The 22,306-nt window shown below is 73.9% G+C and carries 18 protein-coding genes and 3 pseudogenes; 15 read left to right on the top strand and 6 right to left on the bottom strand.

Annotated elements, in window-relative coordinates; translation table 11 throughout:
- Positions 1 to 65 precede the first annotated feature (65 nt).
- From OZ948_02795 to OZ948_02780, 4 genes and pseudogenes are all read left to right on the top strand, one after another.
- A complete protein-coding gene (locus OZ948_02795) occupies positions 66 to 329 on the top strand; it encodes a hypothetical protein (GenBank protein MEB2343647.1) in 264 nt (87 codons plus the stop codon).
- 11 nt (positions 330 to 340) lie between these two features.
- Complete coding sequence (locus tag OZ948_02790) at positions 341 to 1,594, top strand: glycosyltransferase family 4 protein (GenBank protein ID MEB2343646.1); 1,254 nt, start codon at positions 341 to 343, stop codon at positions 1,592 to 1,594.
- Complete coding sequence (locus tag OZ948_02785) at positions 1,569 to 2,294, top strand: class I SAM-dependent methyltransferase (GenBank protein ID MEB2343645.1); 726 nt, start codon at positions 1,569 to 1,571, stop codon at positions 2,292 to 2,294. Before OZ948_02790 ends, OZ948_02785 begins: the two co-directional genes overlap by 26 nt.
- Positions 2,295 to 2,362: 68 nt before the next feature.
- Positions 2,363 to 3,529, top strand: a pseudogene (locus tag OZ948_02780) (glycosyltransferase family 4 protein).
- 23 nt (positions 3,530 to 3,552) lie between these two features.
- Here the strand turns inward: OZ948_02780 and OZ948_02775 are convergent.
- Positions 3,553 to 4,350 (bottom strand): class I SAM-dependent methyltransferase, encoded by a 798-nt coding sequence (locus OZ948_02775; GenBank protein MEB2343644.1) that lies wholly within the window; start codon positions 4,348 to 4,350, stop codon positions 3,553 to 3,555.
- A gap of 28 nt (positions 4,351 to 4,378) precedes the next feature.
- Positions 4,379 to 4,690, bottom strand: coding sequence for a PilZ domain-containing protein (locus tag OZ948_02770; protein MEB2343643.1), 312 nt, complete (start codon positions 4,688 to 4,690; stop codon positions 4,379 to 4,381).
- A 219-nt stretch (positions 4,691 to 4,909) separates the two neighbouring features.
- On the opposite strand from OZ948_02770, the gene OZ948_02765 reads away from it, so the two are divergent.
- Positions 4,910 to 6,166, top strand: coding sequence for a hypothetical protein (locus OZ948_02765; GenBank protein ID MEB2343642.1), 1,257 nt, complete (start codon positions 4,910 to 4,912; stop codon positions 6,164 to 6,166).
- Positions 6,167 to 6,271: 105 nt separating this feature from the next.
- Here OZ948_02765 and OZ948_02760 read toward each other — a convergent pair whose 3' ends face one another.
- The 3 genes from OZ948_02760 to OZ948_02750 all read right to left on the bottom strand — a co-directional run bounded on the left by OZ948_02760 (position 6,272) and on the right by OZ948_02750 (position 9,842).
- Positions 6,272 to 6,649: a response regulator gene (locus OZ948_02760; protein MEB2343641.1), complete on the bottom strand. Its 378-nt coding sequence runs from the start codon at positions 6,647 to 6,649 to the stop codon at positions 6,272 to 6,274.
- Complete coding sequence (locus OZ948_02755) at positions 6,646 to 8,289, bottom strand: ATP-binding protein (GenBank protein MEB2343640.1); 1,644 nt, start codon at positions 8,287 to 8,289, stop codon at positions 6,646 to 6,648. Before OZ948_02755 ends, OZ948_02760 begins: the two co-directional genes overlap by 4 nt.
- 98 nt (positions 8,290 to 8,387) lie before the next feature.
- On the bottom strand, positions 8,388 to 9,842 hold the full coding sequence (locus OZ948_02750) for a sigma-54 dependent transcriptional regulator (protein MEB2343639.1): 1,455 nt from the start codon (positions 9,840 to 9,842) through the stop codon (positions 8,388 to 8,390).
- Between the two features lie 53 nt (positions 9,843 to 9,895).
- Here OZ948_02750 and OZ948_02745 point away from each other — a divergent pair.
- The 4 genes and pseudogenes from OZ948_02745 to OZ948_02730 all read left to right on the top strand — a co-directional run bounded on the left by OZ948_02745 (position 9,896) and on the right by OZ948_02730 (position 12,518).
- Positions 9,896 to 10,279, top strand: a pseudogene (locus tag OZ948_02745) (response regulator).
- A 108-nt stretch (positions 10,280 to 10,387) separates the two neighbouring features.
- Positions 10,388 to 11,125, top strand: a pseudogene (locus tag OZ948_02740) (sigma 54-interacting transcriptional regulator).
- A 78-nt stretch (positions 11,126 to 11,203) separates the two neighbouring features.
- Positions 11,204 to 11,362, top strand: a complete 159-nt coding sequence (locus OZ948_02735; GenBank protein ID MEB2343638.1) for a helix-turn-helix domain-containing protein — start codon at positions 11,204 to 11,206, stop codon at positions 11,360 to 11,362.
- Between the two features lie 391 nt (positions 11,363 to 11,753).
- On the top strand, positions 11,754 to 12,518 hold the full coding sequence (locus OZ948_02730; protein MEB2343637.1) for a FliA/WhiG family RNA polymerase sigma factor: 765 nt from the start codon (positions 11,754 to 11,756) through the stop codon (positions 12,516 to 12,518).
- A gap of 10 nt (positions 12,519 to 12,528) precedes the next feature.
- Here OZ948_02730 and OZ948_02725 read toward each other — a convergent pair whose 3' ends face one another.
- Positions 12,529 to 13,272, bottom strand: a complete 744-nt coding sequence (locus OZ948_02725; GenBank protein ID MEB2343636.1) for a Stp1/IreP family PP2C-type Ser/Thr phosphatase — start codon at positions 13,270 to 13,272, stop codon at positions 12,529 to 12,531.
- Between the two features lie 244 nt (positions 13,273 to 13,516).
- Here OZ948_02725 and OZ948_02720 point away from each other — a divergent pair, with 244 nt between their 5' ends.
- Genes OZ948_02720 through fusA form a run of 6 tightly spaced genes read left to right on the top strand, consistent with a single transcriptional unit; the run spans position 13,517 to position 22,304 of the window.
- Entirely contained in the window at positions 13,517 to 14,872 is a 1,356-nt protein-coding gene (locus tag OZ948_02720; GenBank protein MEB2343635.1) for a response regulator, read from the top strand.
- Positions 14,873 to 14,890: 18 nt separating this feature from the next.
- Positions 14,891 to 17,533, top strand: coding sequence for a valine--tRNA ligase (locus OZ948_02715; GenBank protein ID MEB2343634.1), 2,643 nt, complete (start codon positions 14,891 to 14,893; stop codon positions 17,531 to 17,533).
- Positions 17,530 to 18,390, top strand: coding sequence for a carboxylating nicotinate-nucleotide diphosphorylase (gene nadC, locus OZ948_02710; protein ID MEB2343633.1), 861 nt, complete (start codon positions 17,530 to 17,532; stop codon positions 18,388 to 18,390). Before OZ948_02715 ends, nadC begins: the two co-directional genes overlap by 4 nt.
- Complete coding sequence (locus tag OZ948_02705) at positions 18,387 to 19,388, top strand: biotin--[acetyl-CoA-carboxylase] ligase (protein ID MEB2343632.1); 1,002 nt, start codon at positions 18,387 to 18,389, stop codon at positions 19,386 to 19,388. The genes nadC and OZ948_02705 overlap by 4 nt, the downstream gene beginning before the upstream one ends.
- A 10-nt stretch (positions 19,389 to 19,398) precedes the next feature.
- Positions 19,399 to 20,235: a type III pantothenate kinase gene (locus OZ948_02700; GenBank protein MEB2343631.1), complete on the top strand. Its 837-nt coding sequence runs from the start codon at positions 19,399 to 19,401 to the stop codon at positions 20,233 to 20,235.
- On the top strand, positions 20,232 to 22,304 hold the full coding sequence (gene fusA / locus OZ948_02695) for an elongation factor G (protein MEB2343630.1): 2,073 nt from the start codon (positions 20,232 to 20,234) through the stop codon (positions 22,302 to 22,304). The genes OZ948_02700 and fusA overlap by 4 nt, the downstream gene beginning before the upstream one ends.
- Positions 22,305 to 22,306: the final 2 nt, after the last annotated feature.

Below are 22,306 nucleotides of genomic sequence, written 5' to 3'. Positions count from 1 at the left end.
TCATGCGGCTCCCGATCCACGCCACGCCCACCCCCGGGATGCGTCCTCCGGGCCGGAGCCCCCCGATGACCGACACCTCGCGCCAACAGGGCGCCCTGATCTGCATCGGCGCCGCCGCGGCCGCCCTGCTCTTCGTGCTGGGCGTCCTCGGCGGCAGCTACCTGGCGCTCGCGATCCCCGTCGCGATCCTGACCCTGTTCGCGCTCGGGCTGGTGTTCTGGGTGGGCTGGACGATCTACACGGTGCGGATCGAGCCGGAGCGCGACGAGCCGCCGGCGGCGCCCACCGTTCCGCCGAGCCCGCCCTCCACGCCGAGCGCCTCGCGCTAGCGGGCCCGTCGATGCGGATCGCCCTGCTCACCTATCGCGGCAACATGTACTGCGGCGGGCAGGGCATCTACGCCGCCTACCTGGCCCGCGAGTGGCAGCGCGCCGGCCACGACGTGCACGTGTTCGCGGGCCCGCCGCTGCCGCGCCTCGACCCGGGGATCCCGCTCCACGTGATCCCGAACCAGAACGTCTTCGGCGTGCCGCTCGCGGACCTGGCCCGGCGGCCCGAGCGGATGCGGCTCTTCGAGCCGCTCACGCTCTGGGAGACGGGGGTCTCGCGCTTCGGGGTGTTCCCCGAGATGCAGACCTTCGGGCTGCGCCTCCTCCTGCGCTGGCGCGAGCTCCAGCGCCGCCACCGCTTCGACGTGGTCTTCGACAACCAGTGCCTGTCCTGGGGCCTGCTCGGGATCCAGGCGACCGGCGTGCCGGTGGTGTCGGTGATCCACCATCCGCTCCATCTCGACCGCGAGGCCGACTTCGCAATCGACCCGAGCCTGAAGAAGCGGGTCAAGCGGACGCTCTACTTCCCGCTGTGGATGCAGCAGGTGGTGGCGCCGCGCCTGGCCGGGATCGTGACCGTGAGCGAGGCCTCGCGGAGCGAGATCGAGCGCTGCTTCGGGATCCCCGAGAAGCAGGTGCGGGTGGTCTACAACGGAACCGACACGGAGCTGTTCCGGCCGATCCCGGGCAAGCGCATCGAGACGGACCTGCTCTTCGTGGGCCGGACCGAGGACCGCAAGAAGGGCATCGGGACGCTCCTCCAGGCGCTCGCGCGGCTGTCCGAGCACGTGACGCTCAAGATCGTGGACGGCCGCATCCCGCCGCACGGGCTCGTGCCGACCCTGATCCGCCGCTACGGGCTCGAGCGCCGCGTCGTCCTCCAGCAGCGCTGGCTCGAGCTCGAGGACCTGATCGGTGAGTACTCGACCGCGCGTCTCGCCGTCGTGCCCTCCTTCTTCGAGGGCTTCGGCTTCCCGGCCAGCGAGGCGATGGCCTGTGGCCTGCCGGTCGTGGCGAGCGCCGCGGGCGCGCTGCCCGAGGTGGTCGGCCCCGACGGCCACGCCGGCCGCCTGGTCGCACCGCGCGACCCGCAGGCGATGGCCGACGCGATCGCCGCGCTGCTCGCGGATCCCGCGCGCCTCGCCGGGATGGGCCGCCACGCGCGGGCGCGCGTCGAGCACGCGTTCCGCTGGCGCGATGCGGCGGCCGGGCTCGTCGAGGTCTTCGAGGACGTGCGCCGTGCTGCTCACCGTCGACCTCGATAGGCTGCGCGTCCGGCCCGGGGACCGCCTGCTCGACGTCGGCTGCGGGGAGGGGCGGCACTGCTTCGGCGCGCTCGAGCGCGGGGCGCAGGTCTTCGGCCTCGACCTCGATCGCGACGCGCTGCGCAAGGGTCACGGGCCGCTGCGCGCGCGCGCCCGCGAGCGCGGCGGGGTCGGCGCGATGCTGCGCGGCGACGCCTTCCGCCTGCCCTTCCGCGACGCGACCTTCGATCGCGCGATCTGCTCGGAGGTGATGGAGCACGTCCACGACTTCCCGGGCGCCGCGCGCGAGCTGGCGCGCGTCGTGCGCCCGGGCGGCTCGGTGGCGGTGACCGTGCCGACCGCCACCAGCGAGGCGCTCTACCTCCGGCTCGGCGACGACTACTTCGAGTCGCCCGGGGGCCACATCCGGATCTTCCGGCCGCGCGACCTGGCCGAGGCCCTGCGCGGCGCCGGGCTGGCGCCGAGCGGGATCGGCTTCGCGCACGGCTTCCACACCCCCTACTGGGCGCTGCGCTCGATCGTGCGCCTGCCCAGCTCGGACGCGAATCCGCTGGTCCAGGCCTACCGGCTGTTCCTGATCGAGGCCACGACCTCGCGCCTGCTCGACCGCTTCGAGAAGCGCGTCCTCGACCGGATCTGCCCGAAGAGCCTCGTGCTCTACACCCGGCGCACGGCGGCGCCCGCCGCCCGGGCCGCGTGAGCGCGATGCCGTACGGCTCGGGATCGTCGAGCCGCCTGCGGCTCCTCTTCACCGCCTATCGCGGCAACATGAACTGCGGCGGCCAGGGTGTCTATCTCTGGTTCCTGGCGCGCGAGCTGGCGCGCCTCGGCCACGAGGTCACGGTCCTGGTCGGCCCGCCGCTGCCCGACCCGATGCCCTTCGCGCGCGGGGTCGCCGAGATCCCCGACGACCGCTTCTGGGGCAAGTGGTTCGTACGCGACTGGGCCTCGTTCCTGCCCGCCGAGAACCCGCTCGGCGTGCTCGCGCCGCTGCGCTTCTGGGAGCTCGCGGCCAGCCGGCTCGGCTTCTTCCCGGAGCCCTTCGCGTTCAGCGCCCGCGCCTTCCGCGAGACGGCGCGCCGCCTGCGGGCCGGCACGCGCTTCGACCTCGTGCACGACGTGCAGTGCCTGGGCTGGGGCCTGCTCGGGATCCGCGCGCTCGGCCTGCCGGTGGTCGCCACCGTCCACCATCCACTCACCGTCGACCGGCGCGCCTCGTTCCGTCGCGACCGCACCCTCCAGGAGGCGCTCGGCACGGCCGAGTTCCATCCCGTCGGCATGCAGGCCTTCGTGGCCCGCCACCTCGACTGCATCGTGACCTCGAGCGAGGCGGGTGCGTACCTGATCGGGCGCGACTTCGGCGTGCCGCGCGAACGCCTGCGCATCCTGGGCAACGGCCTCGACACCGAGCTCTTCTCTCCCGACCCGGCGGTGCCGCGTGCGCCGGCGACGCTTCTCTGCATCGGCCGCGCCTCGGATCCGAACAAGGGGATCGCGGTGCTGATCGAGGCGCTCGCCAAGCTGCCGCCGCCGGTGCGCCTGGTGCTGGTCGACGAGGATCATCCGCTCCACGAGGGGCGCCGGCTCGCCGCGCGGCTCGGGGTCGGCGACCGGCTCGAGATCGTGGGCCGCGTGCCGGCCGCCGAGCTGGTCCGCCTGTACCGGAGCGCGACGCTGGTCGTCGTGCCCTCGCTCTACGAGGGCTTCGGGCTGCCGGCGGCGGAGGCCATGGCGTGCGGAACACCGGTGGTGGCGGCGGCCGCCGGCGCGCTGCCCGAGGTGCTGCGCACGGGGGGCGGCGGGCCGCTCGTCGCCAAGGGCGACCCCGACGCGCTGGCCCGCACGATCGCCGCCCTGCTCGCCGAGCCCGAGACGCGCCGCCGGCTCGGCGACGAGGCCCGGGCGCGGGTGGTCGACGCCTACTCGTGGCCGCGCATCGCCGCGCGCACCGCCGAGGTCTACCGCGAGCTCCTCGAGACCCGCCGCGGGCGGCCCGCGAGCACGATCACGTCGGCCCACTCGGGCACGCGCCGCGCGAGCCCGTCGAGCGCCTGCAGCGCGCCGCGCGCGAGCGCCTCGGGCAGCTTGCCGACCCCGCGCGACCAGGCCGGAAAGCCCCAGCCGACCGAGACGCCGCGCACCACCTCGAGATCCACGTAGCGCGCCGCCTGCTCGCGCATCAGCCCGAGGTCGTAGCGGGTGAAGTGGTCGGCCGGCACGTCGTAGTGTCGGCGGCCACGGCGCGGCGGCGTGCCGAGCAGGCCCTCGCGCAGCGCGTCCTGCGCTCGCGCGAGCCGGCAGGCGAGCGACTCGAAGTTGGCGATGGCAAGGACCACGCGGCCGTCCCGGCGCGTCACGCGGGCCAGCTCCGCGATCGCGCGCTCCGGACGGTCGAAGTGATCGATCGCGCCCTTGCAGAACGCGGCGTCGAAGCTGTCCGCGGCGAAGGGCAGCGCGTCCGACCAGCCGCGTACCCAGTGCGGGAGCGGCGCGCCCGCACGCTCTGCCGCGACGAGCTTCGCCCAGCCGGTCATGCGCGCAGAGGGCTCGCACGCCACCACCGCCGCACCGGTCCCGGCCAGCGCGACGGCGTCCTGGCCGAAGCCGGCTGCGACGTCGAGCACCCGGCGCCCGGGTCCGCCGCCGGCCAGCGCCAGGGTCTCCGCCGTCATCCGGTCGAAGAGGTGCTGGCTGTCGCGCGTCGTACCCGTCGGGATGACGTCGCTCATGTCGCGGTCGAGATCCACCACCCGCATGGCGGCGGACCATAGGAGACGCGCGGCCCTACAGCCTCCCGCCGACGAAGTTCTCGAGCAGCTCGGCGAGGCCGGGATCGACCCGCTCGAAGCGGATCCCGACCCGCTTGCGGCCCCGGTCCGACCACGCGACACGCCCCTCGAGCGCGAGCGGGATCGTGATCCCGGGCAGGGTGAACTCGCTGGTGACGGCCCCACCGACCGCCGGCAGCTCGCCGCGCAGCTCGAGGCCGATCCCACCCGGCGACAGGTCGTGACCGGATCCGAGACGGCGGTGGCCCTCGGAGGTCAGCTCGACCCAGCCTGCGAACGGGGCCCGCGGCCGCCGCTCCTGCTCCACCCTTCCCGCTCCGACCACGAGAGCCCTCTCCCGCCAGCCTCCGCGCACCCGGCCGGCCGGCCCGGCGCGCCGTCCCACACACGGACCGGCGTCGATCGATGCAAGAAGCGTGCGGGCGGGAGCTCGCCCCACAGCCCTGGGGGAACGGCCACAGCGGGTGTCGCGCAGCGGGCTTGCGGGGATGGGGAAGCCGCAGCCGCCCACTATGATGTCACGGCGATGGGGAAATCTCTTCCGCTCGAGGGAAGCGCACTTCCGCCGCAGGCCGACACGCCCGGAGCGACCCTCGACCGGATCGCCTCGTTCCGGCTCACCTACGTCGCCATCCTCTGCTTCGTCCTCCTGTACGTGTTCAGCGTGAAGGGGCTCGAGCGGTGGCTCGGGTCGGTCTTCGAGGCTCGCGTCGAAGCCGCGATCCGGGTCGACCCGGGTGCCGGCGACGTGGTCGAGCAGATCCAGGAGCGCGTCGACGCGGTCGTCCGCAGCTCGGCCTGGACCCGCTTCGGGGGCGTGAAGGTGAGCCCGATCGTGATGGGCGCCGACGGCTCCACCCCGCTCTACCTGGGGGGCCGCGGGATCCCGCCGCCCGTCGCCAGCGACCCGATCGCCGCGGCGGAGCGGCTGCTCCCCGCATCGGCGGACGTGACCGTCACGGTGCCGCACAACTCGCTGGCCGCCAACGCGGTGCTCGTCCTCTACGCCGCACTGCTGATCCAGACCTTGTTCCTCTACGAGCGCCGCCGCAGCCGCGTCGAGGGCCTGCGCCTCGAGGCCGCGAGCGCAGCGCGCGACGAGTCGGCCGCGCGCGCCGCCCGCATCGAGACCGAGCTCGCCACGCTGGGCCGTGAGCTCGAGGACCGTGTCGAGGCCGAGGTGGCCGAGGAGATCGAAGCGCTGCGCAACGAACGCGGGCGGCTCCAGGAGCAGCTCGCGGCGCTCGCCCGCCGCGAGGACGAGCTGCGGGCGCAGGCGGGCCAGCTCCAGGAGACCCTGCAGAGCGAGCGCCAGAGCCTGGAGGAACTGCTCGACGACGCGCTCGCCGACCTCGCGCGCAAGGACGAGGAGCTGCGCGGGCTCTCGGACCGGCTGCAGCGCGCCTCGCAGGCCAAGGGCGACGTCGCCGCCCCGCGCGCCCGCGACCTCGACCAGCTCGCCAGCCGGCTGCGCACCCTCTATCGCAACCTCGAGTTCGACGACCACGCGCTGCGCAACGTGGTCGCGCTCGGCGACGAGGCGATGCGCCTGCGCGCCGAGGAGTCGATCAAGCGCCTCGACACCGACGTCGAGACCGCGGCCGTGCGCCGCAAGGTGGGCGGACTGCCCGCCCACCTGACGATCTTCGAGCTGGGCTTCGCCGGCAAGGGCCGCATCTACTACACGCTCGGGCGACAGCGCCGCTTCCGGATCCTCGCCGTAGGCGCCAAGAACAGCCAGAAGACCGACCTCGAGTACCTGAGCCGCCTGCCCCGGGAGTGACGGCGGGCCCTCCGCTCGCGCGCGTCCAGGGGCCTCCGGGCGGCCGGAGCCCGCGCGCAGAACGCAGCGCCGCGGGCGTCCGCGGGGCGTGCGAGCGCGGGCGGCTCAGCGCTCGAGGGCCTCGCGGAGCAGACCCTTCAGGGTGGCGTCCTCCCAGGGCTTCGGGATCAGCGCGCGCAGGCCGAGGGCGGCGAGACGCTCGCCCGGGATCGCGTCCGGCCAGCCCGTGATCAGGAAGCGGGCGGCCGCGGGCCGCAGCCGGGCGGCGGCCTCGAGCAGCTCGAGCCCGCTCATCCCGCGCATCTTGTGGTCGGAGAGCACCGCGCCGACCGGCTCGTTCTCGAGCCAGCGCACGGCCTCGAGCGGGTCGCTGGTCGCGAGGATGCGCCAGCCTTCCCGGCGCAGCGCGCGGCGCAGGGCCGACAGGATCCGCTCCTCGTCGTCGACGACGAGCAGGGTCGGCGCCTCGGGCCCGACGCTCACGAGGCCGCCGGATCGGAGAGCGGCAGCTCGACCTCGAAGACGGTGCCGCCGCCGGGGCGGTCGAGGGAGCGGATCGTGCCCCCGTGACGACGGACGATGTCGAAGGAGGTCGAGAGCCCGAGACCGGTGCCGGCACCCACCTCCTTGGTCGTGAAGAAGGGATCGAAGATGCGGTCCGCATGGGCCGGCGGGATCCCGACGCCGTCGTCGCTCACCGAGACCAGGACCTTGTCGGCGCGGACCTCCGTGCGCAGCACGATCTCGCCCGCCCCGCCGCGCGCGCGCACGCGCTGCTCGATCGCCTGGTAGGCGTTCACCAGCAGGTTCATGAAGACCTGCTCGAGCTGCATCGGCAGGCAGCGCACCGGCGGCAGCGCCGCGTACTCCTTCCGCAGCACGACCGAGTGCTTCATCATCGTCCACACGATGTGAGCCGTGGAGTCGAGGCAGCGGTTGAGATCCGCCCTCACCCACTCGCCGTCGTCGCGGTGCGCGAACGCGCGCAGGTCCTGCACGATGTGGCGGACGCGCTCGGAGCCCTCGATCGACTCCCCGACCGCCTTCGCGAAGTCCTCGAGCAGCAGCTCGCCGTCGAGCTTGGCGTGGAGGCCGCCCCACTCCGCGGCAGCCGCCTGGAGCGCCGGCGAGCCGTCCTGCGCCGCCCGCTCGGCGAGCGCAGCGGCGCCCTCGATCAGCCGCCGCACGTCGGCCAGGTACTCCTGCATCTGGAAGAGGTTCGCGTGTACGAAGCCCATCGGGTTGTTGATCTCGTGCGCGACGCCGGCCGCGAGCTGCCCGATCGAGGCCATCTTCTCCGACTGCAGCACCTGGCGCTGGAGCTTCTTCAGCTCCGAGAGGTCCTGGAAGATCGCCACCGCGCCGTAGCGCCGGCCGCGGGACTCGAGCGGCGCCAGCGAGAGGCCGACCGGCACGTAGCGGCCATCGCGGCGCACCACCACGGCCTCGGCGCCGCGTACGCGCTCGCCCGCCAGCAGCGCGTGGGCCAGCAGCGGCAGCCCCGGCGCGCCAGGCGGCAGCCAGTCGACGATCGAGCGGCCCCGCAGCGCGCCGTCCGGCTCGTCGAGGATGCGTTCGGCCGCCGGATTGGCGTGGGTGACGCGGCCCTCGCCGTCGAGCACGAGCAGGCCACTCTCCATCGCCTCGACCAGGTTCTCGAGCGTCACGCGCAGCGCACGCGCGTCGCGCCGCAGCCGGTCGTGCTCGCGGGTCGAGCGCCAGGCGCGGATCTGCTCGAAGGCGACGGCGGGGAGCACCTCGGCGAAGTCGGGGCCGGCGGTCACGCAGTCGGCGGCGCCGGCGCGGAAGGTCGCGAGCGCCGCGTCGGCCGTGGCCTCGGGGGTCACCACCAGGGCGGGGGGGCCGTGCTCGCGGAGGCCGGCCAGGATGCGCGCGCCCTCGTCGCCGAGCGCGTGGTCCACCACCACGAGGTCCGCGCGCGCCTCGCGCGCGCGAGCGAGACAGGTAGCGGCGTCGTGCGTGAGCTCGATGCGGACGCCAGCGCCGAGCCGCCCCAGCGCCGCCACCGTCCCCGACGCCCCGGATCGTCCCGCTGCGGGCGCCGGCTCGGCGACGACGATGCAGACCGATTCGGCTTCGCGGGCGTCACCGCCTGCGGACATCGAGCGCATTCCCTCCGGCCGGACCACCCGCCCGGCGTCGTGGGCGCCGGGCGCGGGCCGCTCGCGAACGACGGGGCGTCCGGGGGGGCGCGCGGACTCTACCGGATCCCGCCGGGCCCGACCAAGCCTGCCCCCCCCTCGTCCTGGAGCGGCACGCCGTGCTTGCCGAGCTTGCGGTAGAAGGTGCTGCGGCCGATCCCGAGCCGGCGCGCCGCGTCGGTCGCGTTGCCGCCGGCTTCGCGCAGGGCACGCTCGAGCGCGCTGCGCTCGTAGGCGTCGAGCGAGAGCGGAAGCCCGGTCGGAGCCGGCGCGACGGCGGCCGCGGCGGCCGTGCCGCGCGAGCGGCCGATCGGGAGGTCGCTCGCGCGCAGCCGCGGCCCCCGCGCCAGCGCCAGCGCCGACTCGATCACGTTCTCGAGCTCGCGCACGTTGCCGGGCCAGTCGTGGCTCATCAGCCGCTCGAGCGCCGGCTGCTCGATTGCCATCGGCTCGCCGCGGCGCGCGTGCTTGTCGAGGAAGTGCTGGACGAGCAGCGGGACGTCCTCGATCCGCTCGCGCAGCGGTGGGATCTCGAGGCGCACCACGTGGAGGCGGTAGTAGAGGTCCATCCGGAAGCGGCCGGTCTCGACCATCGCGAGCAGGTCGCGGTGGGTCGCCGCGACGACCCGGATGTCGACCGTCACCGGCGCGGCGGCGCCGACCGCGCGAACCTCCTTGTACTGGAGCGCGCGCAGGAGCTTCGCCTGCATGGCGATCGGGATCTCACCGACCTCGTCGAGGAAGAGCGTCCCGCCCCCGGCCATGCGAAACAGGCCGGGCGCCCCGACCGCGCCCGTGAAGGCGCCGCGCTCGTGCCCGAAGAGCTCGCTCTCGATCACCGACTCGGGCAGCGCGCCGCAGTCCACCGGCACGAAGGGCCCGGCGCGCCGGCGGCTGGCTCCGTGCAGGGCCCGGGCCACCAGCTCCTTGCCGGTGCCGCTCTCGCCCTGGATCAGCACGTGGCTCTCGTTGTGGCGCAGGCTCTCGATCGTGCGCGCGAGCCGGCGCATCGCCGGGGCGTGGCCGATCAGCTCGGGGCCCTCGCGCCTTCCCTCGAGCCGGGCCTCGAGCTCCCGGTTGCGGGCGAGCAGCCGGCGCCGCTCGATCGCCTGGTGCACGGTGGTGCGCACCCGGTGCACGTCGTCGAAGGGCTTCGCGAGGTAGTCGAAGGCCCCCTGGCGCATGCAGCCGACCGCGCTCTCGATCGTCGCGTGGCCGGTCATCACGACGACCTCCAGCTCCGGGCGCTCGCGCTTCAGCCGGTCGAGCAGGTCGAGGCCGTCGGCGCCGCGCAGGCGCAGGTCGAGCAGCACCACGTCGAGGGCCGGATCCCCGAGCGCCTCCTGCGCCTCGCCAGGGGTCTCGGCGAGCACGATCCGGTGTCCGTCCGGGCCCAGGATCCGGGCCAGCGCGCGTAGCAGCAGCGGCTCGTCGTCCACCACCAGGACGAAGCCCGGCGGGACTTCGGGGCCGGCGCTGGGCGGGAGGACCGGCCGGCCGGGAGAGGAGCTCATGCGGACCCTATCGGTCCCGCTTCCGGGACGCTTGAGCCGGCCGCCCTCCTTGCTTGCATCCGCGTGACACGTACAATGCATCCGCCCCCCTCCGCCCCCCGAGCGGAGGACGACCCCTGCGCCGCGCCCAGATCCTGATCGTCGACGACGAGGAGCTCTACCGGCGCGCGCTCGAGCGCATCCTCGCGCGCTCGGGTCACGCGGTCGTGAGCGCGCGCGACGCCGGCGAGGCGATGGCGCGCGTCTCCTCGGAGCCGCTCGACCTGGTCCTGTGCGACATCCGGATGCCCGGCATCAGCGGCCTCGAGCTGGTGCGGCAGATCCACGAGGTCGACCCGGACCTGCCCTGCATCGTCGTCACCGGCTACGGCAGCGCCGAGCAGTCGGTCGAGGCGCTCCACGCCGGGGCCTTCTGGTACCTGGAGAAGCCCTTCGAGCAGCGCTCGCTCGACGTCGTGCGGCGGCTCGTCGACCAGGCCATCGAGCACCGGCGGCTGCGCACCGAGAACCGCCTGCTCCAGAGCCAGCTCCGCTCCCGCTATCGCTTCGACAACGTGGTGGGCCAGAGCCAGGCGTTGCGCGACGTCCTCGACCTGGTGGACCGGGTCGCGGACTCCGACAGCACGGTGCTGATCACCGGCGAGAGCGGTACCGGCAAGGAGCTGATCGCCCGCGCGATCCACTACAACAGCAAGCGCGCCGAGCGGGTCATGGTGACCGTCAACTGCGGAGCGATCCCCGAGGAGCTGCTCGAATCCGAGCTCTTCGGGCACGTGAAGGGCGCTTTCACCAACGCCGTGCAGCACCGTGAGGGGCGCTTCGCGGCCGCCGACGGCGGCACGATCTTCCTGGACGAGATCGGGGACATGAGCCCGAACCTGCAGGTGAAGCTCCTGCGCGTGCTCCAGGACCGCACCTTCGAACCGGTGGGCTCGTCCAAGACCGTGCGCGCCGACGTGCGGGTGATCGCGGCCACCCATCGCGACCTCGAGGAGGCGATCCGCCGCGGGACGTTCCGCGAGGATCTCTACTACCGGCTCAACGTGATCCCGATCGAGGTCCCCCCGCTGCGCGCGCGCAAGGAGGACGTGCCGCTGCTCGCCGAGCACTTCCTCGAGCGCCTCAACCAGGAGAAGGCCCGCGCGATCGAAGGGATCTCGCCGGCCGCGATCGAGCGGCTGCTCGAGCACGACTGGCCCGGCAACGTCCGCGAGCTCGAGAACCTGATCGAGCGCCTCGTGGTCCTGCGCGGGCGCGGGACGATCGACGTCGAGGACCTGCCGGGCTCGCTGCGCCCGCGCCCGGCGGCGCCGCCGCTCGAGTTCCCAGGTCTCGGACCCGGCGGGATCCCCTTCAACGAGGTGGTGGACCGGCTCGAGACGCACCTGATCGTGCAGGCCCTCGAGCGGACCGGCTGGAACAAGAACCGCGCCGCCCAGCTCCTCGGCCTGAACCGCACCACGCTGATCGAGAAGATCAAGAAGAAGAAGCTCGAGCCGCCGGACGCCTTCTCCGAGTAGCGCGGCGCCCGCCGCCTCCGGCGCCTCCCGATGCGCTCCGCGCGCGGCGCCTCCCTGCCGGTTTCGTAACTGCCGGTGCCGGGTTCCGTCGATTCTCTGACGCTTCTGCGCAGCGCTCGCAGGTGCCGCCATCGCGGGTGGCATCCCGAGGCGACGCTTCGCGGCCCGCAGCGGCCCGCGCCCCGGGCCCGAAAACGGCTTCCCGGTCGCGGGCTTCTCGACCGGCCGCGCGTGCGCGGCGACCGGTCGTGCGCGTGCGGAGCGCGCGCAGGCGGCCTGCTCCCCCGCTTGGCACGGCTCGTGCTCTCCCCCGCAGCCCAGGGGCAGCCGGGCGGCAACCAGCGTCCGGCGCGGGGGCGAGAGCGAACACTTGGAGCGGGGAGAGAGCGCCATGGAGACCGTGCTGCGGGAAGCGAAGGAGCGGAACAGCGAGGTGTCGGCGTCGATCAAGGAGCAGATCGTGCTCGAGCACGCGCCCCTGATCCGTTACATCGTCAACCGGATCGCCGTCCGCCTGCCCTCCCACATCGACCTCGACGACCTGCACAACACCGGCGTCATCGGCCTCATGGACGCGATCGAGAAGTACGACCCCGAGAAGAACTGCAAGTTCAAGACCTACGCCGAGTTCCGGATCAAGGGCGCCATCCTCGACCAGCTTCGCTCGCTCGACTGGGTCCCCCGCAGCGTGCGCCAGAAGGGCCGCCGCCTGGAGCGGGCCTACGGCGAGGTCGAGCAGCGCCTCGGCCGCTCCGCCAGCGAGGAGGAGGTGGCCGACTCGCTCGGCCTCCAGATCGACAAGTTCCACGAGCTCCTCAACCAGGTCCGCGGCGTCTCGCTCGTGAACCTGGAGGAGCTGCGCGGCACCGGTGCCGACGGCGAGCGCACCGGCTCCTACGCCGACGTCGTCGAGGACGTCCACTCCGAGAACCCCTTCTCGGCGCTCAAGCAGCAGGAGACCCGGCGCGTGATCGCCGAGACGATCTCGAGCCTGCCCGAGAAGGAGCGCCTGGTCCTCTCGCTCTACTACTACGAGGACCTGAACATGAAGGAGATCGGCGCGATCCTCGGCATCACCGAGAGCCGCGTCTGCCAGATCCACACCAAGGCCGTGGGGCGCCTGCGCTCGAAGCTCAAGAGCCTGATGGAGCGCTGAGGCGGCCGCCCTAAGGGGTGGAGTGCCCGCTCTTCTCGCAGCGCACCACGGTGACGGTGATGTTGTCCTCGCCGCCGCGCTCGTTGGCGAGGCGGATCAGCGAGTCGACGGCCTCCTGGGGGTCTTCGAGGCGGCCGGCAGCGCCGGCGATCTCGTCGTCCTGGACGTGTCCGGTGAGGCCGTCCGAGCAGAGCACGAAGACGTCGCCCGCCTCGGGGGTGAGCTCGGCCAGATCCGGCTCGACGTTGGGGCGCACGCCGACGGCGCGGGTGAGGACGTGGCGCTGGGGATGCTCGCGCGCGTCGGCGGCGCTGATCTCCTGCCGGCGCACCAGCTCGCCCACGAGCGAGTGGTCGTCGGTGAGCTGGCGGATCCGGCCGCCGCGGACCAGGTAGGCCCGGCTGTCGCCCACGTGGGCGAGCGCGGCGCGGCCCTCCTGGGCGAGCAGCGCCACCAGGGTCGTGCCCATCCCGGCCAGCTCGCGGCGCCGGCGCGCCGTGTCGTGCACCTCGCGGTTGGCGCTGATCACGGCGTAGCGGAGCTTCTCGGCGAGCGTCATGCCGGTGCCCTGCAGGGTCTGCAGCGCGCGCAGCGCGGCCTCGGCCGCGATCTCGCTCGCGATCTGGCCCGCAACGTGCCCGCCGAGCCCGTCGGCGACCAGGTAGAGGCCGATCTCCGGGGCCAGGGCGAAGTGGTCCTCGTTGGCGGCCCGCCGCCGCCCGACGTCGGAGCCCACCGCCGCGCGCAGGATCATGGACGCTCCCCTCTTCCGGGCCCGGCACGGACGCCGCGCCCCCCGGCCCCTATCGGCCGGCCGGCCCCGACCCGGTAGTCTCGCGTCGCGGTCCGGGGCGGGATTCCGGGGCGGCCCGCGCCGGATCCCGCTCGGGAGCCGGAGGCCGGGCCGCGAAAAGCGTTCAATCGCGGGCGCCGCACCGACGATAATGGTCCCCGGACGTGCGGCTCCACGGCCGCGCGCGGAGGCCACGAGGGGAACCATGCCGAAGACGCTCCTGCTCGCCGACGACAGCGTCACGATCCAGAAGGTGGTCGGGATCAGCTTCGCGAACGAGGACGTGGTCCTGCTCACGGTGGACAACGGCGACGACGCGGTCGCGCGCGCCCGTGAAGCCTCCCCGGACCTGGTCCTCGCCGACGTGATGATGCCGGGCAAGGACGGCTACGAGGTCTGCGAGATCCTGAAGGGGGATCCCGAGCTTCGCCACGTCCCGGTGTTGCTGCTCTCGGGCACCTTCGAGCCCTTCGACGAGGAGCGCGCCCGGCGGGCAGGTGCCGACGGGCACATCACGAAGCCCTTCGAGGCGCAGGCCCTGGTCGACCAGGTGAACGCGCTGCTGGCCCGCGCCGAGGCGACGCCCCCCGAGATGCCGGCGGCCGGCGACGTCACCCGCTCGGCAGGCACCGGCTCGCCGGCCGAGGCCTTCGACTTCTTCGACGAGGAGATGGCCCAGACCGCGCCCTCCCCGCTCGGCGCCCCCACGCCCGGCCTGCTCGACGGGGCCAGCGAAGAGCTCGCACCGCTCGAGCTCGAGGCGGCGGTCGAGGACGACGAGCCCGTGAGGCCCGCGCCGAGCGCCTCCACCGGAGGGTTCTCCGGCGACGAGGGCTCCTTCGGCCGCTCCGGGGCCGGCGACACGCAGGCGACCGTGCTCTTCGACGAGCCGCCGCCGGCCCGGACGCGGCGCTCTCCGGCGCCGCCGCCCTTCCTCGGTGACGGCTTCGAGGCCGAGTCGCTCGCGACGCCGGCCGTTCCGGCGCCGTCGCTGCCGGCCCTTCCGGAGGCCGATGCGCCGGCCGGGTACGAGGAGAGCTTCGACTTCGGCTTCGAGGACGGCGGCACCCGCACGGCGACCGTGGCCATCCCGGCCGCACCGCCCGCACCGATGCCGACCGCGCCGCCCGTCCCGGTCGCCGCGACCCGCCTGTTCGAGGAGGACGACCTCGACGAGCCGGTCGAGGCGATCTCCGAGCCGGTGGACGCGCCGCCGCCGCTCCCGCCCGCCTCGTTCCCCCCGCCGCCGCCCGCACCCACCACCCTGGCGCCCCCGCCGGTTCCCACGCCGGCGCCGCCGCCGGTCGCGATCCCGGGCTCCGAGAGCGGGCCCCTCGCGGTGCGGGTGTCCGGCCCGACCGCCCTCTCCGAGCCGATCCAGAAGCAGCTCCAGGAGACGCTCGAGAAGATCGTCTGGGAGGCCTTCGGCGACCTCACCGAGCGCATCGTGCGCGACGTGCTCGAGCGCGTCGAAGCGGTGGCCTGGGAGGTGATCCCGCAGATGGCGGAGACGCTGATCCGCGAGGAGATCCGCCAGCTCAAGGACGGCGAAGAGGCGTAGGGCTAGACTCGCCGGCTCGTGCGAGCCGAGCTGCCGAAGCGCTTCGATCCCCAGCCCGTCGAGTCGCGTCTCTACCAGGCGTGGCTGGCGCGCGGGCTGTTCCGGGCGGCGGCCGACGGGGCGAAGCCCCCGTTCTCGATGGTGATCCCGCCGCCCAACGTGACGGGCTCGCTCCACCTCGGCCACGCCCTCAACAACACGCTCCAGGACCTCCTGGCCCGCCACAAGCGGATCCAGGGCCACGACGTGCTCTGGCTGCCCGGCACCGACCACGCCGGGATCGCGACCCAGGTGGTGGTGGAGCGCGAGCTCGCCCGCCAGGGCCGCACGCGCCACGAGCTCGGCCGCGAGGCCTTCGTCGACCAGGTCTGGGAATGGAAGGCCAAGTACGGCGCGCGCATCGTCGAGCAGCTCCAGGCCCTCGGCTGCTCGTGCGACTGGTCGCGCGAGCGCTTCACGATGGACCCGGGGCTCTCGCGCGCGGTGCGCGAGGTCTTCGTGCGCCTCTACCACGAGGGGCTCGTCTACCGCGCCGAGTACCTCGTGAACTGGTGCCCGCGCTGCACCACGGTGCTCTCGGACCTCGAGAGCCCCTACAAGCCCGTGGCGGGCAAGCTCTACCGGATCGTCTATCCGCTCGTCGGCGGTGGCGGAGCGATCGAGGTCGAGACCACGCGGCCCGAGACCCTGCTCGGCGACACCGCCGTCGCGGTGCACCCCGAGGACGAGCGCTGGCGCGGCTTCGTGGGCCGCACGGTGCGGCTGCCCCTGCTCGGGCGCGAGATCCCGGTCGTGGCCGACGGCTTCGTGGACCGCGCCTTCGGCACCGGAGCCGTGAAGATCACCCCCGCCCACGACCCGAGCGACTTCGAGGCCGGCCGCCGGCTCGGCCTGCCCTCGATCGACATCCTCCACCCGGACGGGCGGCTGAACGAGAACGCCGGGCCCTACGCGGGGCTCGACGTCGCCGAGGCGCGCCGCCGCGTGGTCGCGGACCTCGAGCGCGAGGGCCTGCTCGCGGGCGTACGCGAGCACCCGCACGAGGTCCCCCACTGCGACCGCTGCGACACGCTCGTGCAGCCACTCCTCTCCGAGCAGTGGTTCCTGCGCATGGAGCCCCTCGCGCAGCCCGCGATCGAGGCGGTGCGCTCGGGCCGCGTGCGCTTCCACCCGAAGAGCTGGGAGAACACCTACTTCCACTGGATGGAGAACATCCGCGACTGGGCGATCTCCCGGCAGCTCTGGTGGGGCCACCGGATCCCGGCCTGGAGGTGCAGCGCCTGCGGCGAGTGGACGGTCGTGGCCGAGGACCCGACCCGCTGCGCCCACTGCGGGAGCGGGGAGCTCCGCCAGGAGGAGGACGTCCTCGACACTTGGTTCTCGAGCGCGCTCTGGCCCTTCTCGACGCTCGGCTGGCCCGACGAGACCGACGACCTGCGGCGCTACTACCCGACCTCGGTGCTCTCGACCGGCTTCGACATCATCTTCTTCTGGGTCGCGCGCATGGTCGTGATGGGGCTGCACTTCCGGGGCGACGTGCCCTTCCGCGACGTCTACATCCACCCGCTCGTGCGCAACGAGGAGGGCCAGAAGTTCTCGAAGTCGAAGGGGATCGGCATCGACCCGCTCGACCTGATGGAGGTCTACGGCACCGACGCCGTGCGCTGGACCCTGACCTCGCTGGCCGCCCAGGGGCGCGACATCCGCTTCGGCGTCCAGGCCGTGGAGGGCGGGCGTGCCTTCGTCACCAAGCTGTGGAACGCGGCGCGCTTCGCGCTCCTGAACCTCGCGGACTGGAGCGCCGGCGCCGGCACCGGGGCGCCCGGCCTCTACGACCGCTGGATCCGCGCGCGCATGGGCGCGGCGCTCGCCGAGGCGCACGCGGACCTCGACGGGTTCCGCTTCAACGACGCCGCCCAGGCGCTCTACCGCTTCGTCTGGGGCGAGCTCTGCGACTGGTACATCGAGCTCGCGAAGCTGGCCCTCGCCGGCGGCGACCCGGAGCGGCGGCGCGCCGCCCAGGCGACGCTCGTCGAGGTGCTGCGCGGGGCCCTCACGGCCCTGCACCCCTTCATGCCCTTCGTCACCGAGGAGATCGCCGCGTCGCTCCCGGACGCCGACGGCCGCTTCCTGATGGAGGGGCGCTATCCGGAGCCCGCGCCCCCGCTCACCGCGAGCGAGGCCCGGGAGATGGAGCGCCTGACGCTCCTGATCGGGACGATCCGGCAGGTGCGCGGCGAGCTCGACCTGCCGCCCGCCAGCGTCGTGCGGGTGGTGTTCCCGACCGCCGCCGAGCCGCTCGTGCGCGCGCACGAGGCCGCGCTGCGCGCCCTCACCCGCTGCGCCGAGCCGGCCTTCTCCGACGCGCCGCCCTCCCCGTCGGCCTCGCTGGTCTGGGCCGGCGACTGGCAGCTCGGCGTCGAGCTCGACGACCCGGAGCTCCTGCGCGACGAGCTGCGCCGGCTCGAGAAGACCCTCGCGAAGCTCGACAAGGACCTGGCCTTCGTCGCCGGCCGGCTCGACAACCCGCGCTTCGCCGAGAAGGCGAAGCCCGAGGTGGTGGCCGCAGAGCGCGAGAAGCACGCGCGTCTCGCGCGCGAGCGCGAGGAGCTCGGCGCACGGCTCGCGCGGCTGCGGCGCGCGGCCGGAGCCGGCGGATGAGGCTCCCCGCCCTGCCGCCGCGCGCGAGCTGGCAGGCGCTCCTCGAGCGCGCGCTCGCCGAGGACCTCGGGCCGGGCGACGCGACCTCGACGGCCGTGCTTCCCGCGACGGCGCTCGGCGAGGCGGTCGTCGAGGCGCGCGAGCCGCTGGTGGCCTGCGGCCTGCCGGTGGCGGAGGCGGTCTTCGCCGCCGTCGATCCCGCCCTCGAGACCAAGCGCGAGTGGCAGGAGGGCGAGGCGCGCGAGCGCGACCTGCCGCTCCTGCGCGTGCGCGGCTCGCTGCGCTCGATCCTCGCGGCCGAGCGGACGGCGCTGAACTTCCTCCAGCGCATGTGCGGCGTCGCCACCTGGACCCGGCGCTTCGTCCACGCGGTCGAGGGCACCGGCTGCCGTGTCCTCGACACGCGCAAGACGCTCCCGGGCTGGCGCGTGCTCGACAAGTACGCGGCGGCCGTGGGGGGTGCCGCGAACCATCGCATGGGCCTCTACGACGCCCTCCTGATCAAGGACAACCACGTCGCGGCCGCCGGCGGGGTCGGCGCGGCCGTGCGCGCCGCGCGTGCAGCGGCGCCGCCGGGGCTGCGGCTCCAGGTCGAGGTGGAGACGGCCGAGCAGGCCGAGGAGGCGCTCGCCGCCGGCGCCGAGTGGCTGCTCCTCGACAACCGCTCGCCGGCGGAGCTGCGCGCGCTCGCCGCCCGCTTCCGCGCGCGCGCCGTGCTCGAGGCCTCGGGCGGCATCACGCTCGCGAACGTGCGGAGCTTCGCCGAGACGGGCGTCCACTTCGTCTCGGCCGGCGCCCTCACCCACTCGGCGCCCGCCGCCGACCTGGCCCTCGAGATCCAGCGGGGCGGTGCATGAAGGAGGGGGCGGCGCGCGTGCTCGCGGCGCTGCGCCGCGCCGGCTGCGGGACGGCGTCGGGCGAGGATCTCTCGGCGGCGCTCGGCGTCTCGCGCGCGCAGATCTGGAAGCACGTCGAGGCCCTGCGCGGGCTCGGCTACGGGATCGAGGGCGAGCCGGGGGGCGGCTACCGCCTCGTCGCCACCCCCGACCGGCTCTATCCCGAGGAGATCGCCGCGCGCCTGCACACGCGCTGGCTCGCGCGCTCCTACGAGTGGCTCGAGAGCACCGATTCGACCAACCGCGTCGCGATGGAGCGGGCGCGCGAGGGTGCGCCGCACGGCGCGACCGTCGTCGCCGAAGGGCAGAGCGCGGGGCGCGGGCGCCTCGGGCGCCGCTTCTTCTCGCCGCCCGGCCTCAACCTCTACAGCTCGACGGTGTTGCGCCCGGCGCTCGACACCGCCCGCGCGCCCACCACGATCCTGGCCGCGGCGGTCGCGGTGGCGGACGCCGTCGCCGCCGAGCTCGACGACCCCGACGCGGTCGAGATCAAGTGGCCGAACGACGTGCTGCTCGGCGGCCTCAAGACCTCGGGGATCCTGATGGAGATGGGCGCCGAGGCCACCCGCGTGCGCTTCCTGGTGCTCGGGATCGGCGTCAACCTGAACGTGTCGCGCGACGCCTTCCCGGAGGAGTTCCGCGCGCTCGCCACCAGCGTCGCGAGCCACCGCGGGCGGCCCGTGGACCGGATCGGCTTCGCGGCCCGCCTCTACGATACCCTCGAGGCCGTGCTCGACCTCCACGCCGAGGGTGGCTTCGAGGCGGTGCGTCCCCGCTTCGAGGCGCGGTTCCGGATGCGCGGCCGGCGCGTGCGCGTGCTCGACGCAGTCGGCGCGCCCGGCGGCGCAGCCCTCGAGGGCCGTGCCGAGGGCATCGACGCCGACGGGGCGCTCTGGGTCGCGAAGTCCGACGGCTCGCGCGAGCGGGTGGTCGCCGGGGACGTGACGATCGCGAAATGAGGGGATGCCCGTGAGCTCCGCTGCGCCGGTCCTGCTCGCCATCGACATCGGCAACACGAACGTGACGCTCGGCGCCTTCGTGTACGAGGGCGTGGGAGCGGCGCTCGCCGAGCACTGGCGGCTCGCGACCCACCGCGGGCAGACCTCCGACGAGGTGGGCGTCGTGCTGCGGGCGCTCTTCGAGCAGGCCGGCATCCGCGTCGCGCGCGTGGCCGACGTGATCGTCTCGAGCGTGGTGCCGCCGCTCCTGCCGATCTGGGAGCGCGTGTGCACCAAGCTCTTCGACCGCTCGCCGCTCGTGGTCGGTCCCGGCATCCGCACCGGGATGCCGGTCCGCTACGAGAACCCCCACGAGGTGGGAGCGGACCGGATCGTGAACTCGGTCTGCGCCTACGAGTGGATGGGCGGCCCGGTGGTCGCCGTCGACTTCGGCACCGCGACCACCTTCGACTGCGTGTCCGAGAAGGGCGAGTACCTGGGGGGCGCGATCTTCCCCGGCATCCTGGTGGCGATGGAGGCCCTCTTCGAGCGGGCCGCCATGCTGCGGCGCGTCGAGCTGTCGCCGCCGCGCTCGGTGATCGGGAAGACCACCACGCACGCGGTCCAGTCGGGCATGCTCTACGGCTATGCCGGCATGGTGGACGCGATGGTCGAGCGGATCCGGGGCGAGCTCGGGGCCGCTGCGCGCGTCATCGCGACGGGCGGGCTGGCCGGCCGGATCGCCAGCGAGAGCAAGACCATCGAGCGCGTGGAGCCCTTTCTCACCCTCGAAGGCCTGCGCATGATCTTCGAACGCAACCGTACCCTGCGCGGCGACGGCTCGCGCCGGGAGAGGGAGAACGCATGAAGGACGTCCCGGTCGCCGGCACCCGCAACTTCGCCCTGGTCGGGCACTCGGGCGACGGCAAGACGTCGCTCGGCGAGGCCCTGCTCTTCGAGGCGGGCGCGCTCGCGGCGCTCGGGAACGTGACGGCCGGGACCGCGGCGCTCACCACGCTGCCCGAGGAGAAGGAGCGCCAGGGGGCGACGGTCGGCACCTCGGTGTACGCCTTCGACCACGCGGGCCGCCACCTGACGCTCGTCGACACGCCCGGCGACCCGAACTTCCAGAGCGACGGCACGCTCGCGCTCCATGCCCTCGACGGCGCGGTGCTGGTCCTGTCGGCGGTGGACGGCGCGAAGGTGGGGAGCGAGCGCATGCTGCGCACCTCCCAGGAGCTCGGGCTCGCGGTGCTCGCGTTCGTGAACGGCATGGACCGCGAGCGCGCCGACTTCGACGCCGCCGTGGCCTCGCTCGCCGCCCTCGGCGCGAAGCCGGTGCCGGTGGCGATACCGGTCGGCGCCGGGCCGGCCTTCTCGGGCGTGATCGACCTGCTGGCGATGAAGGTCGTCGGCGAGCGGGGCGAGGGCGAGGTCCCCGCGGCGCTCGCCGACCGGGCCGCCGCCGCCCGCGCGCAGCTCGTCGAGGCGGTGGCCGAGTGCGACGACGAGCTGATCGAGCACTACCTCGAGGCGGGCGAGCTGTCCGAGGAGGAGATGCGCCGCGGGCTCGTGGCCGGCGTGCGCGCGGGGCGCATCGTGCCGGTCTTCGCCGGCGTCGCGACGCGCGCGCTCGGGATCGGGCCCCTCCTGCGGGCGCTCGAGGAGCTCCTGCCCTCGCCCGAGGAGGCCCGGCCCTGGCGAGGGCGCGAGCTCGGGGGCGAGGGCGAGCGCGTGCTCGAGCCGAAGCCCGACGCGCCCTTCGCGGCGCTCGTCTTCAAGTCCGTGATCGACCGCTACGCGGGGCTGCTCTCGGTGTTCCGCGTGGTCTCGGGCACGGCCCGGCCCGACCAGGGCGTCCTCGACGCGACGAGCGGCAGCAAGCTGCGGCTCGGAAAGCTCCTGCTGCTGCGGGGCCACGATCACGTCGAGGTGCCGGAGGCGGGGCCGGGCGACGTCGTCGCGGTCGCCAAGCTGAAGGACGTCCACACCGGCCACGCGCTCGCCGCCGAGAAGAACGGCGTGGCGCTCGCGCCGATCCCGATCCCGAAGGGCGTGCTCTCCTATGCGATCGCCGCCAAGCACAAGGGCGACGAGGACAAGCTCTTCACCGCTCTCGCCCGGCTCGTCGAGGAGGACCCGACGCTCCACGTCGAGCGCGATCCCCATACCGGGCAGTTCCTGCTGACCGGCATGGGCGAGCTGCACATCCGGATCGCCGCGGAGCGGCTCAAGCGGATGTTCAACCTCGAGATCGACCTCCAGCGGCCCAAGATCCCCTACCGCGAGACGATCACCCGCAAGGTCGAGAACGTGGAGGGCAAGCTGAAGAAGCAGACCGGAGGCAAGGGCATGTTCGGGGTCTGCTATCTGAGCGTGGAGCCGATGCCCCGGGGGGCCGGCTTCGAGTTCGTGGACGAGATCGTGGGGGGGTCGATTCCCCGCAACCTGATCCCGGCCGTCGAGAAGGGGGTCCACGAGGCGCTCCCGCATGGCCCGCTCGCGGGCTTCCCGGTGGTGGACATCCGGGTGCGCTGCATCGACGGCAAGCACCATCCGGTGGACTCGAACGAGATGGCCTTCAAGCTGGCCGGCTCGTTCGGCTTCAAGGCGGCGGCGGAGCAGGCGCGCCCGACCCTGCTCGAGCCCGTGATGAGCGTCGAGGTGGCCGCCCCGGACGAGCACATGGGCGACGTGATCGGCCACCTGAACAGCCGCCGCGGGCGCGTGCAGTCCACCGACCAACGCGGCAGCACCTCGGTCATCAAGGCCCAGGTGCCCATGGCCGAAATGCTGGAGTACGCCAGCGTCCTCACGAGCCTCACCGGCGGGAAGGGGGCGTTCCACATGGCGTTCTCGCACTACGAGGAGGTCCCGGCCCAGCTCCGGGACAAGATCGTGGACGAGGCCAAGGCAGCGGCAGCAGCCCATTCGTAGGC

The organism is Deltaproteobacteria bacterium, from assembly GCA_035063765.1.
GTDB lineage: Bacteria > Myxococcota_A > UBA9160 > UBA9160 > PR03 > CAADGG01.
The sequence above is the reverse complement of the archived record's forward strand: the minus strand, read 5'-3'. Positions and strand labels throughout refer to the sequence as shown.

Coding starts and splice junctions, on each gene's coding strand:
- OZ948_02795 (MEB2343647.1), top strand. CDS start 66: ATGACCGACACCTCGCGCCAACAGGGCGCCCTGATCTGCATCGGCGCC.
- OZ948_02790 (MEB2343646.1), top strand. CDS start 341: ATGCGGATCGCCCTGCTCACCTATCGCGGCAACATGTACTGCGGCGGG.
- OZ948_02775 (MEB2343644.1), bottom strand. CDS start 4,350: ATGCGGGTGGTGGATCTCGACCGCGACATGAGCGACGTCATCCCGACG.
- OZ948_02765 (MEB2343642.1), top strand. CDS start 4,910: ATGGGGAAATCTCTTCCGCTCGAGGGAAGCGCACTTCCGCCGCAGGCC.
- OZ948_02755 (MEB2343640.1), bottom strand. CDS start 8,289: ATGTCCGCAGGCGGTGACGCCCGCGAAGCCGAATCGGTCTGCATCGTC.
- OZ948_02750 (MEB2343639.1), bottom strand. CDS start 9,842: ATGAGCTCCTCTCCCGGCCGGCCGGTCCTCCCGCCCAGCGCCGGCCCC.
- OZ948_02730 (MEB2343637.1), top strand. CDS start 11,754: ATGGAGACCGTGCTGCGGGAAGCGAAGGAGCGGAACAGCGAGGTGTCG.
- OZ948_02725 (MEB2343636.1), bottom strand. CDS start 13,272: ATGATCCTGCGCGCGGCGGTGGGCTCCGACGTCGGGCGGCGGCGGGCC.
- OZ948_02720 (MEB2343635.1), top strand. CDS start 13,517: ATGCCGAAGACGCTCCTGCTCGCCGACGACAGCGTCACGATCCAGAAG.
- nadC (MEB2343633.1), top strand. CDS start 17,530: ATGAGGCTCCCCGCCCTGCCGCCGCGCGCGAGCTGGCAGGCGCTCCTC.
- OZ948_02705 (MEB2343632.1), top strand. CDS start 18,387: ATGAAGGAGGGGGCGGCGCGCGTGCTCGCGGCGCTGCGCCGCGCCGGC.
- fusA (MEB2343630.1), top strand. CDS start 20,232: ATGAAGGACGTCCCGGTCGCCGGCACCCGCAACTTCGCCCTGGTCGGG.